The organism is Longitalea luteola (genome assembly GCF_017356035.1).
Classification (GTDB): Bacteria; Bacteroidota; Bacteroidia; order Chitinophagales; family Chitinophagaceae; genus Niastella; species Niastella luteola.
Genome location: NZ_JAFIQX010000015.1, coordinates 76,428 through 90,005, shown reverse-complemented (window position 1 = coordinate 90,005; position 13,578 = coordinate 76,428). Strand labels below are relative to the sequence as shown.

7 protein-coding genes are annotated in these 13,578 nt (G+C 45.8%); all 7 read left to right on the top strand.

Annotation, left to right across the window (positions count from 1 at the left end; translation table 11 throughout):
• The first annotated feature begins 1 nt into the window (after position 1).
• Positions 2-2,842, top strand: a complete 2,841-nt coding sequence (locus tag JUB15_RS26225; protein ID WP_207515630.1) for a hypothetical protein — start codon at positions 2-4, stop codon at positions 2,840-2,842.
• 43 nt (positions 2,843-2,885) lie between these two features.
• Entirely contained in the window at positions 2,886-5,168 is a 2,283-nt protein-coding gene (locus JUB15_RS26220) for an FAD-dependent oxidoreductase (protein WP_207515629.1), read from the top strand.
• A gap of 123 nt (positions 5,169-5,291) precedes the next feature.
• Positions 5,292-6,632: an NHL domain-containing protein gene (locus tag JUB15_RS26215; protein WP_207515628.1), complete on the top strand. Its 1,341-nt coding sequence runs from the start codon at positions 5,292-5,294 to the stop codon at positions 6,630-6,632.
• A gap of 217 nt (positions 6,633-6,849) precedes the next feature.
• Complete coding sequence (locus JUB15_RS26210) at positions 6,850-7,242, top strand: hypothetical protein (RefSeq protein ID WP_207515627.1); 393 nt, start codon at positions 6,850-6,852, stop codon at positions 7,240-7,242.
• 282 nt (positions 7,243-7,524) lie between these two features.
• Complete coding sequence (locus JUB15_RS26205) at positions 7,525-9,015, top strand: coiled-coil domain-containing protein (RefSeq protein ID WP_207515626.1); 1,491 nt, start codon at positions 7,525-7,527, stop codon at positions 9,013-9,015.
• 86 nt (positions 9,016-9,101) lie between these two features.
• On the top strand, positions 9,102-10,022 hold the full coding sequence (locus tag JUB15_RS26200) for a hypothetical protein (RefSeq protein WP_207515625.1): 921 nt from the start codon (positions 9,102-9,104) through the stop codon (positions 10,020-10,022).
• 172 nt (positions 10,023-10,194) lie between these two features.
• Positions 10,195-13,578, top strand: a complete 3,384-nt coding sequence (locus tag JUB15_RS26195) for a hypothetical protein (RefSeq protein ID WP_207515624.1) — start codon at positions 10,195-10,197, stop codon at positions 13,576-13,578.

The window sequence follows — 13,578 nt, the reverse complement described above, 5'->3', positions numbered from 1 at the left end:
CATGAAAAAAAGTAGGAGTAAGTTTTGCGCAATCATGTTAGGTTGCTGTTGGCTGGCGCCGGCTAAAGCACAGAAAAAAGTGCAGCTGCAAGGCGACAAACTGGTTATTACGAATGCGCAGCATGCTTATACATTCCTGCCTTCCTTTGTGGTGCTGTACAATGCTGCCGATCCCGCGATGGCATTAAAACCCGCTGGTATCAAAAAGGTAAATTATAATGTACTTACCTGGAAGGTGACCGATAGCAGCAGGGCCGATTTCAAACAAAAACAGGTGAACGCTTCCATGGCAGGGGATGGTTTCGATGACCGGATACTTCGAACAAAAGCCGACTGGAGAACGGCCAATATTTTCAACGCCGGCGAACGAATACCCTTACAGGCAAGATCAGTGCAGCAAAAACACGATACGCTTTTCTTTACTTATCCCGCTAACGACAAGTTTGTATTGACTGCGCAACTGATCACGAGTACAAAGCCATATCCATTGTTAAAATATAGTTTCCAGGCGTTACAGGAAGGATATTACAGTATCGGTTATACCGGCGCGCCTGTTATTGACAGCCATAAAGCTGCCAGCATCTGGCAGCCGCTGATCTGGCAGGAGAAGCGTATCCCGGATGCGGCTTATTGCACACCGGCTTTTATGGCCACCCTGCCAACGACCATGGTGTACGATGGCGCCAATACCATCGGGGTACTGGCGGCGCCGGAGGAAATTCCGTTCCAGCCATTGCCGGTATTGAACAACAGCCGGTTCGGCGTGTCACTGGTGAATGAAAAAAAGCAATTGCAGCCACAAATATATGCGCCCCTGCCGGGTGGTTATTTGTCGCAATTGACGGCAGGTGCTACGTTTAATTTTTCCATGTACCTGGTGACGGAAGCGAGTACGATCTCCGGTACTTACGAGAAGATCGCCCGGGAGCTGTTTGGCTTTGGGAATTACCGGCGGAATGATATTGCATCGCTCAATACCGCATTGGATAATATTGTTGACTATGCATTGTCGAAATACGCCTGGTTCATAGATAGCCTGAAGGGATGTGCGTATTCAACCGATGTGCCGGGAGCGGTGAAGAACGTATCCAGTCTGAACCCGCTGGAGCTGGCGCTGGTGCGGGATGATTCCGTGCTATTCGAAAAACGGGCTTACCCATTAATGGAATTCATGCTGTCGCGCGAGAAATTCCTGTTCAGTTTGGATAGTACTCAGAAGATCCAGAGCCCCTCACGTAAATTAAAAGGACCAATAGCGCCGCTGTCGGAACTGGTGGCATTGTATAATGTCTTTGGCCGTAAGAATGATTTTTACCTGCAATTAGCGCAAAAGGAATATAATACCGCCAGGGTGCGGAACCTGGATGACAAGGAGTTGGGAAAGAACTGGATCAACGCCATGATGTTGTATAAAGCAACTGGTGACAGTAATTTTCTGCAGGTTTCCATCGCCGGGGCCAACAAATACCTGCAACAACGGATCAATACCACACAAACAGCGTTTAATGATCCCCTGCAGGGCAGTTACTTTTTCTGGCCCACATTTACCGGCCGGTGGATCGAATTCCTGCAGTTGTATGAAATAACACGCGATCCCAAATACCTGGCTGCTGCGCAGCAGGGCGGCCGCCAGTATTGCCAGTTTACGTGGATGTGTCCACGTATACCCGACAGCCTCATTACGGTGAACAAAGGCGGTAAAGCGCCCATGTACTGGTACCTGAGATCGAAAGGACACAAACAAATGTATTATCCCGAAGAGAAAGCGCCGGCATGGCGCTTATCAGAGATCGGGTTAACACCTGAGTCTTCGGGAACAGCCACCGGTCACCGCGGCATCTTTATGGCCAACTATGCGCCCTGGCTATTACGGTTGGGCTATTATACCCGCGATACATTCCTCATGAATGTGGCGAAAGCCGCCACCATTGGCCGCTACCGCAGTTTCCCCGGTTATCATATCAATACCGAAAGAACGACTGCCTATGAAAAAGTTGATTTTCCCCTGCACGACCACACCGACCAAAGCGTAAATTCTTTTCATTACAATCATATCATGCCCATGGCATCCATGCTGCTCGATTACCTGGTAACGGATGCTTATGTGCGCAGCGGCGGCCGCATCGATTTCCCTTCCGAATATGTGGAAGGGTATGCGTACCTGCAGAACAGGATGTACGGCATGCAAAAAGGCAGTTTCTACCAACAGAAAGATGTGCAGTTGTGGATGCCTGCCCGGTTATTACGGATCGATAATACGGAGTTGAATTATATAGCTGCCCGTAAAGACGGCCAGTTGTTGCTGGCATTCACCAACCAGTGTAACCAGCCGGTAACGGCAAACATAGTGTTGAATCCAGCCTGGGTTACCGCCGGGCGTAACAGTCGGATCACGTCTTATACAGATAAACAAAAACCGGTGTTGAAAGACAGCAGTTTCACGGTTCAGGTAGCTGCCAATGGGATAACTGCTATTGCTGTTACACCGGTGCAGATAAGATCAAATTTCCAGGAGAAATTACTGGGCACCGGTACTGAGCGTTGTAATGATTATACAAAGCTCGATGCCGGCAATGCGCATGCGCTGTTGTTTCAACTGGGTGAATACGATCGCCGCCTGTACGTGTACCTGGAAGACGATGATAACAGGTACCGCCAGGTGTCGATCACCTACGCAGGCCAGGATGGTAAAGAGCGACAGATCGTTGATAGCACTTATCCGTTTGAATTCACGGTGCCTGTTGGTCACAAAACACCGGTAAGCTTTCAGTTATCGCTGGTAACTGTAAATGGTCAGGTTCAGCAAAGCAACAAAGTAGTATTAGGCAATAAAACCCGCTAATTAAATAACCGAAACTTTATTCTAAATAATAATTGATATAACGATGAAAGTTGATAACAGTACAGGCAAGCGCTCTTTTGTAAATAAAACGATACAGGCCGACCTGGTGATAACCGGTGGAGGTTTATCCGGCGTATGTTGCGCCATAACCGCTGCCCGAGAAGGATGTTCAGTGATCCTGGTGCAGGACCGGCCGGTATTGGGCGGTAATGCCAGCAGTGAAGTGCGGTTGTGGATCCTGGGAGCTACCTCACATATGGGGAACAACAACCGCTGGGCCCGCGAAGGTGGAGTGATAGATGAAATACTGGTGGAGAACACCTATCGCAATCCCGAAGGCAATCCCGTGATCTTCGATATGATCCTGCTCGATAAGGTAATCGCCGAGTCGAAAATAACCCTGCTGCTCAATACGGCGGTATACCATGTTGATAAAAAGAATGAAACTACGATTGCTGCTGTTAAAGCTTTTTGCAGCCAGAATCAAACCGAATATACCTTGATGGCGCCTTTGTTCTGTGATGCTTCGGGCGATGGAGTAGTGGGCTTTCTGGCAGGCGCTGCCTTTCGGATGGGCGCCGAAAGCCGCGACGAGTTTGGTGAAAAGTTCGCACCGAATAAAGAGTACGGTGAATTGCTTGGCCATACCCTGTATTTCTATAGTAAAGACACAGGCCGGCCGGTTCAATTTATCCCACCGGCTTTTGCGCTAAAAGACATTACAAAGATCCCGCGCTTTAAAACTTTCAATGCAAAAGAATTCGGTTGTAAATTATGGTGGATCGAGTATGGAGGCCGGTTAGATACGGTGCACGATACAGAGCAGATCAAATGGGAGCTGTGGAAAGTCATATACGGTGTATGGGATTATATCAAAAACTCGGGCAATTTTCCCGAAGCAGCTAATCTGACCCTGGAATGGGTAGGAACAATTCCGGGCAAACGGGAAAGCCGTCGCTTTGAAGGCGATTATATGATGCGGCAGCAGGATATTGTTGAGCAGCGCACGCATGCCGATGCGGTGGCCTTCGGCGGCTGGTCGATCGACCTGCACCCGGCTGATGGTGTGTTCAGTGAAAAGCCGGGTTGCAATCAATGGCATAGCAAAGGCATCTACCAGATCCCTTACCGCAGTTTGTACAGCAGGAATATCAGTAACCTGTTCCTCGGTGGCCGCCTGATCAGCGCTTCGCATGTAGCTTTTGGCTCAACACGCGTAATGGCTACCGCAGCCTATGCCACGCAGGCCGTAGGTTTGGCAGCTGCGCTTTGTAAAGAGCGCAACGTACTGCCGGCCGATATTGCTAAAGATGAGCATATCCATGCCTTACAGCAGCGGCTGTTGCTGTCGGGTCAGTATATACCAGGCCTGGTATTAAAAAACAACAGCGATCTTGTGCAGGCGGCAACCATAACCGCTTCGAGCGAATTGGTGCTCACCGAACTGCCAGAGAGTAATTTTGTGAAACCGTTGACCCTCTCGGTAGCGCAAATGGTGCCCCTGGCTGCCGGTAAAATAGAACCATTTGTATTTCATGCACAGGCCGGCGAAGCAACCAGTTTACAGGTAGAACTGCGCATCAGCAGCAGGGAAGGCAATCACACGCCTGATACCACGATTGAAACCATCACCTTGCCCATACAACCAGGGCGTAATTGTTTACAGGTAACATTCAATGCGGTGATGGATGCGCCCGCTTATGCATTTATCACCTTTATGAAGAATCCCCTGGTGGAGCTGCATTATACGCGCAAAAGAGTGACGGGGATCTTATCAGTATTTAATACAATTAATAAAGCCGTGTCTAATTACGGCAAACAAACACCACCCGAAGATATTGGTATGGACGCCTTTGAGTTCTGGTGTCCGCAGCGGCGGCCGGAGGGACATAATATCGCGTTTAAATACCCCGCAGGTTTGCATTGCTTTTCAGCAAAGAATATCCGCAATGGCATCGACCGGCCGGTAAACACACCCAATGCCTGGGTGGCCGACTGGAATGATGCAGCCCCGCAATTGACCCTCAGCTGGCAGGAACCGCAAACGATCAGTTGTATTGATCTGTTTTTCGACACCGACTACGATCATCCGATGGAATCGGTGCTGATGCAACACCCGGAAACCGCCATGCCTTTTTGTATCAGGAGGTACCGTATAAAAGACGATGCCGGAAATCTCATTGTAACGAAGAGCGATAATTATCAGACGCGTAACCGGATTACACTGCCACAACCGGTGAGTACCAGCCGGTTGATCATCGAAGTGGAGCATCCTTCTGCAGAGGTGCCTGCAGCCATTTTTGCCGTACGGTGTTACCGCCGTTGACCATTCACCATTCTGCCATTAAAAAATGTCATTTCAACCATTGAAAAAAACAATTCAGCTGATTCCGGATAGCGGCAATTGGTATCCGAATAACTTTGGCTGTTTTTAAATAATAGAACAGTCATGATAAGACAGACAGGACTTATAATTTGTATACTCTTTGCATTGGCATGCAGTAAGACAGGTAATACGCCGCCAACGCCCGGAGAGCCGGGCAACCCGGATAATCCGGGCAATCCGGATAACAATCCATCGGTAACTATTACAACCGTTTCTCCGGATGCAGCGGAATCAGGCCAGGTAACCATTACGGGCACCGGCTTTAACAGTACAGCGAATTTAAACGTGGTGAACTTTGGCGGCCTGGCAGCTACTATCCGATCCGCTGGCACGACCCAACTGGTGGTGGACCTGCCTGCCGGTTTACTGCAGGGTGATCATGATGTTACGGTGATCGCCCATAATAAAGTGGCCACCAAAGTAAAGGCATTTCATTTGATAGGATGGGCCGTGCATAATTACGCAGGTACCGGCGCCTATGGCAACGCCGATGGACCTGTGGCTACAGCCAGTTTTCAATGGCCGGGTGGTTTGGCGATCGATAAGAGCGGCAACCTGTATGTGACCGACCTGCACAAGATCAGGAAGATCACGCCACAGGGAGTAGTGAGCACCGTTGCCGGGGCCAATGGCAGGGGCAGTATAGATGCCAATGGAGAGAATGCCCGATTCAATACAGTTACCAGTATTGTGCTCGACGCTGCGGGCAATATGTATGTGGCCGATCAAATGAACTTTACGATCCGGAGAATAACACCGGCCGGTGATGTTACCACCATCGCGGGAAAAGCCGGCGAATATGGCCGAACAGACGGAATTGGCGTTAATGCACGTTTCAGTGCGCCATACGGACTGGCCATTGATGCCGCCGGAACGCATTTGTATGTGGGTGACCATGCGAACGATGTGATCAGGAAAATAGATCTTGCTACCGGTATGGTTACCACCATTGCCGGCAATGGTCAGTCGGCCAGTATAGATGGCAAAGGCTTACAGGCCGGGATACCGGGACCGGGGAGTATGGCCTTTGATAAAGACGGGAATTTGTTCATTACAGAGAAGGGCGGTGGAAAAGTACGTAAAATGACGCCTGATGGAACTGTAACTACCATTGGAGGCGATCTGAGTGTAAACACCATGCCTACGCATGTGGCAATAGACGATGATAAAAACATTTATGTGGCCTACAGCGGCATGGGCAAGATCAAAAAATATACACCTGCAGGTGTGGAATCCAGTTTCGCCGGAAATAATACCGGCAGCGGACCGGAAGAAGGAGCAGCCCAGGGTGTTGTCATTACGCGCCCCGAAGGCATTGTGATCACGAAGGATAATAATGGTAAACAGATCTTTTATATTACCGATGCGTATAACAAGAAGATCAAAAGGATCGTTAAAGAATAAATTTCTAAACACAGCGTAAATCAAATCCCGGGACTCAATGGTGATCCCGGGATTTGCTAATAACCACTTACACACTTATTGCCAAAATCTACACGCCCATTGGCAAAAACTGCACGGTTATCAAATAAAACGAATAATATTTTATTATATACGTTATCTGTTTTACTTTCAGGGGGAGTAGCCAACCAAACCACCCAAACCCCAAAGTCAAACTGATATGATTGACTTAACCCATGCTGAACTGTTTCAGGATCTAACTACAATAGATTATGAAAATTCGTTTTTTGATCTGCATAACGATTATGCCTGTACAGGAATAGATTATCAATCAGCAAATAAAACGGTAGGTTTTTTATTTCAACCGATAACGAAAGATTCAGGAAAAAAAGTCCTGCTCCTGCAATTTGAAGATGCGCTGATTGCAAGCTTCAGTGTTAACTTAAGGCGTACGGCAGATAGTAATACCCTTGACCTGTTTTACCGGGGCAGATTTGAGATCAGCGGTAAACTTTTTGACTTTCATCCCGATGGAGGGGGTGTTTTTTATATTGATTTCTGGGAAGGTGATTCTTTTACGATTTCTTCTAAAAAGGTAACGTTGATGTTTTGAACAGTGCACGGTTATTGCCGAAATCTGCACGCCTATTGGCAAAACTGCACGTTTATCAAATATGACAAATAGTTCTTTCTTCCATGCATCACGTGTTATACATTTGCGTTACCCCTAACCAAACATCTACCTGTACATGAAAAGTCATCAGCTATCCCAACTGGTTATCTCGCGATCAGCGTGTTCTCCCAACTCATTCTTGCATTGATACTAATAAGATAACAGAATATAAAGGTATTCTGACGGCTCGTGCCGGTGAATGCTTTAAACTGAACTGTACACATGAAGAATAGCCTTGTCCTGTTTGTTATACTGATGAGCATGTTTTATTGTAAACCAGGCATGGCCCAGGATGCGACTGCAGACAGTGTTCTGCATTTTCCTTCCGCTTACTTTTCAAAGATTGAAAACAAGTACGATGCGTTGGAAGACCGGGTTACCGAAAAAACGGAGAAATACCTGCAGAAGCTTTTGAGCAGGGAGAAGCGAATGCAACGCAAGCTGGCTAAAATAGATACTGCCGGCGCCAAACAATTATTTGCCAACAGTGAAAAAGAATATACGCAGCTGATATCGAAAATTAGATCTGCGGGAGATAAAGTGTCAGGAAGGGCGGGCAGTTATATTCCGATGCTGGACAGTGTTAAAACCAGTTTATCGTTCCTTGGACAAAACAACAATATATTAGGTCAATCCAAAGAGGTGCAGGAGAAATTGACCGGTTCACTCGCACAGGTGAATCAGTTGCAGGGAAAACTGCAGCAAGCCGAACAGGTGAAAACCTTTATCCAGCAACGCAAGCAGCAGATCAGGGAGTCGTTAAGTAAATATACCAACCTGCCAGGTGGCATTACCAAAGACTTCAATGATTTTAAAGCGCAGGCATATTACTACAGTGCGCAAATAAAGGAATATAAAGAAATGCTGAATGATCCCGACAAGCTCATTCAAAAAGGTTTGTCATTACTGAACAAGCTGCCCGCATTTACGAAGTTCATGAAACAGCACGGAGAGCTGGCCAGCCTGTTCCGGCTGCCCGATAACTATGGTACACCGCAAAGCCTGGCCGGCTTGCAAACGCGCTCCCAGGTACAGCAACAATTACTAGATAGATTTGGTGCCGCGGCCTTCTCTCCCTCTTCAGGGGGAGCCGGAGGGGGCTATGTGCAACAGAATTTACAAGCAGCGCAAGGCCAGCTTAACCAGTTGAAGGATAAAATAAATAAACTGGGCGGCAGTGGAGGCGGTGACATGGAGATGCCGGATTTCAAACCCAACAATCAAAAGACAAAGAGTTTCTGGCGACGGCTGGAATATGGCACCAATTTGCAAACAGCGAAAAACAATTTCTTTCCCACCACGACAGATCTTGGTTTGTCGGTAGGTTATAAGCTCACCGATAAAAGCACGATTGGGGTAGGCGCCAGTTACAAGATGGGGTGGGGGCAGGATATTAAACATATTGCCATTACCCACCAGGGAATGGGACTGCGGTCATACGTAGATGTAAAACTGAAAGGCAGCTTTTTTGCGAGCGGTGGCTTTGAATACAATTATCAGCCATTGAAAGCAGATAGTTTAACCGCTTCTTCTGCCGACGTGGCTGCGGTTTCTTCCTGGCAACAAAGCGGTTTGGTAGGCATTAGCAAGATCATCTCCATAAAAAGCAAGTTCTTCAAGAAGACCAGGTTGCAATTGATGTGGGATTTTTTGAGCTATCAGCAGGTGCCACGCACGCAGCCGGTGAAGTTCAGGGTGGGGTATAACTTTTAAATTAAGATATCATCCTGAAAATATTTACAACTGATACTATCATTCTTACGAGGCATTTATCAATTGCCTGATTAATTTTTAATTGTATGAAATATATTTACCTGATTAGTAGTGTTCTTTTTTGTTGCTTTCATTCATTTGCACAGTCCGGAATTTTTTTTGATGAAGATCAGCTAAGCGAAACCGCCGGCACTGAAATAGTATCAGATGCAAGTGCGTATAAGGGAAAAGCGCTTCGTCGTTCGAGCAGCGCTCCGGCAGCTACTTTCTTTTATGGGCCTTACACAAGTTATAAAGCAGGTTATTATCTGATCCAGTTCAGGCTTAAAGTCTCATCTAATGTATCTTCTTCACCGATATGCCGTTTAGATGTGTTTAGCAATGAAGCAGGGACGAGCGCTTTAAATTATCTCACCATTACTCCTTCCATGTTTGAAAGAAGTAATGAATGGAAGTTGTTTACACTGGCGGTGCACATTCCGCAAAATGTGTCCGATCTGGAAATAAGGGGAATGGAGTTTGTTCCGGGTATTTGCGATCTGTATTTTGATTATCTCCATATTATGGCGCCCGATGTGCTAACTATAGGTGGGTCAGGCGATGTAGCTATTAATTCAGCTGTGGGCATTGGTACAACTGATACAAAAGGACACAAGCTGGCTGTTGCCGGCACGGCCTTGTTTACGAAAGTCACCGTGAAGGCACTTCCATGGGCCGATTATGTTTTTAATAGTAATTATCGTCTTCGTCCCCTCAGCGAAGTAGAACAATACATAAAACAACATAATCACCTGCCCGAAGTCCCCTCTGCAGCAGAAGTGGAAAAGAATGGAATAAGCATCGGTGATAACCAGGCAACGTTGTTGAAGAAGATAGAGGAGTTGACGTTGTATGTGATTGAGCAGGAAAAGCAAATTAAACGGTTGAGTGATGAGAATCTTGAATTGAAACAACTTAGGACGGAAATTGACGCGTTAAAAGCAGTTATACAACAGATAAAGAAATAGTTGCCTTGTACACCATAACAGCAAGCGCTGTTGGCGTATCATAATGGTTATACTTACATAATCACGGAATTCCATTCAGTACATGTGAGGATCTCTGCAGGCAATTTAATCTGCCTCAATAAGTCATATTGCCACAAGAAGAATGTCATAAGTACTTTAATAAGACCACAAAATGAAAAGAACACTTCTTTATGTAGTTTTTTGGGTAATTTTTTTTGTGTTTGATGCTGGTGCACAAAGTATTGAAGCTAATTTGCCTGGTGTTATTCCCCCTTCACCGACGGCTGCTGCCTTAGCCAGGTTTGGAGAAATACCTGTGTCTTATTATACGGGGGTGGCTAATATTAATATTCCACTTTACGAAGTAAAAAACAAGGATATCAGCATTCCTATCTCACTTGCCTATCACAGCAGCGGTATAAAAGTAGAGGAAGAAGCATCCTGGGTAGGGTTGGGCTGGTCGCTCATGAGCGGCGGTTCTATTACCCGGATGGTTAGGGGATTGGACGATATACCGGTGGCTGGAGCTGTCATTGGATATCCCGATTCATACATGCCGGCTACGATCGGTAGTGGCGGTAAATATTATGAACCAGCTGATCCAAGCCAGGTTGAAACCGATAAAATGCATCTTGGTGAAGCAATAAACGGACGTGAGGACACTGAGCCGGATATTTTTATCTTCAATTTCAATGGCCGTTCGGGGAAGTTTGTATTCAAGAAACGATCGTCTCCCAGCATGCCATTGGAGCCTCTTCTTATCTCTCAGGAAGATGTTGATATAAAAGTAAGCCGTTCTCCACAAACGAACCATTACCAATGGATAGTCACCGACGAAAAAGGGATGAAGTATTATTTCGGTACGCCGGAATCAACCACCACCAGGTCAGGTACTGGCGATAGGGAATATACTGCCGATCAAATGGCGCCTGAAGGGTTGCCGTCTAATGTAGTTTCAACCTGGTATCTCGACAAAATTGTGTCTCCCACTGGTGCTGAAGTCTCGTTCAGGTATTATAGAAGCGATTTGGTTGGCCGGGGCACGCAAAGGATCTTAAGCCGGTCGCAGGTAAAAAAACATGTAAAGAGAATTAACGCCTACAATGGATGTACCGTGCCGATGAACTCCTTCAGTTATTATAGCACTTATACCGTGGTACATGACGTATATCTGAAGGAAATTATTTTTCCTGCCGGTAAAATTGAGTTTGTCTTAAGTGACCGGGAAGATATTGAGCCTGTGCCGGGTGGAGAACCATTCACTTATGCCAAAAAGGTAGAGGAAGTGCTGGTTTCGAGAGCCGCAGGAAACAATACATATGCACTGTTGAAAAAATATATTTTTAATTACACCTATACAGATCTGGGAATAGGCTACGCCGGCAAAAGATTGCGGTTACTGAGTCTGACCGAGTCTAACGGTACAACGAACCTGCCGCCTTATTTGTTTGCCTATAATAGTCTTGCCTTGCCTGAAAAAGATTCCAAAGCCATTGACCATTGGGGCTATTATAATGGCGCCAATAACAGGTTGGTGAACGAAACGATGTACGGCGACTTTATTACAAACGGAACATTGGTGCCGCCCACTTCGGTGTATATAGAACAAAATGGACAAACGCGCAATTATGCCGGGGCGAATCGAAATCCCAATCCCGATTATATCCAGGCTGGCATGCTTACATCCATCACCTATCCAACCGGAGGCAGCGCCAGTTTTCAATATCAGCTGAATGAATATTTTGATCAAAAGACAATCGTTCGTGAAACGCCAACGGATGCTTACCTGGCTGCATATGGTGCAAATACCGGAGTTACTAACCCTATACCAGAAACGATCACGGTAGAGATTGCATACCCTACCGTTTTTAATGTGGCAACCATGGTGCAGTGTTTTAACGGTCAAAAGACATGTCTTATAGATGAAATGGAATATGATGTTGCCAGAATAGAGTCAGTAGATAATACGCCTTATTATTATCAGGGGATTGGCTATTTACTTACCTACGATAATCAGGATCAGGGCGCTTTTCAGGAGATGAATGTTGAACTGCCGCCTGGAAAATACAAGTTCACTGTCTTTGCAGACCAGAGTTGGCATTCGAAACTAATGTTAACATGGAAGGTAAAAACACCAGAGACAGTCTACAACCACTATGGTCCCGGTTTGCGAACCAGCAGGATAATTTCTCATGACGGCATTTCGCATAATAATGACCTGGTAACTGATTACAACTATTCAATAAAATTATCCAATGGCATAGTTGCTTCAACCGGTAAACTTATGGTAGCTCCATTGTATGAGTACGAAGAAGAGATATATAAAACATGCGAACAGAGTGTTTATGAGATTTATGCAAAAAGTCTTGTTCGGTCATCTTCTGTAATCAGGCCAATAAGCAACTCGGCGCAGGGTAGTCCACTTGGATACGATGAGGTAACGGTCTCAAAGGGCGAACAAGGGAAAATAGTATACAAATATCTTAACCAGAAAGACGTTATTTCAGCTCCTGAATATCCTAATGTGCCAACAGTGGGCTACAGTGGGAATGGACTGTTAAATTCAGAGACCGTTTATAAAAAGAAAAGTGATAGTGTATATGTAAAAGTAAAAGCTACAACAATAAACTATTCACTTGGCAACAGAATGCAGGTAGTAAAGGGCATGAAAGTGCCTGCGGCGGAGTACGCTAATTATATTACACGTATAGGGGTTGTGCCTCGTTTCACTAATGTAAAATTTTACGAGGTGATCTCTGAATGGGCGCATCCTTTGAATGAAACAGTTGAGCTTTTTTCACAGAATGAAGACAACTCCGTCGTACAACAATTCACACAATACCATTACGAAAATCCTCTATGGCATCAGCGAACCGGTGTAACTGTCGTTGATAGCAAACAAAAGCAGAAAACGACAACCTATAAGTATCCCTTTGATTTTTCGGGCACCAGCGTATATGATGAAATGAAATTGAGGAACCAGGTAGGTGTGGTTGTTGAACGGATACTCAAAGCTGGCAATGATCATCTTGAAAGCACAAGAACCAACTACGACTTCTGGTATAACAATAACTGGGCAAATAACATTGCCGGCAGCCTCATTGTGCCGCGAACTGTTGATACAAAAGTATTAACGCAGCCGCTATATAATACACGCATTCGGTACAATGCTTACGACAACACCGGGAATGTCGTTTCCGTAGCCAAAGAGAAAGATGTAAACAAGGTGTATGTATGGGGGTACAATGATCTGTATCCGGTTGCGGAAATAGTTGGTGCATCCTACACAGATGTAATGGCGGTTTTAAACCCGGGCATTATTCAAAACCCGGCAGATGATCAGGCTTTGCGTAATGAGTTAAACAGGCTGAGGCAATTATTTCCCTCAGCATTAATAACAACATTTACATATAAGCCGCTATTAGGAATAACAAGCCAGACAGATGCCGCTAACCGTACGGTCTATTATGAATATGATGGATTTGGCCGTTTGGAGGTCGTACGTGATCAGGAGGGCAACATCATCAAAACCTTTAAATATAACTATAAACAATAG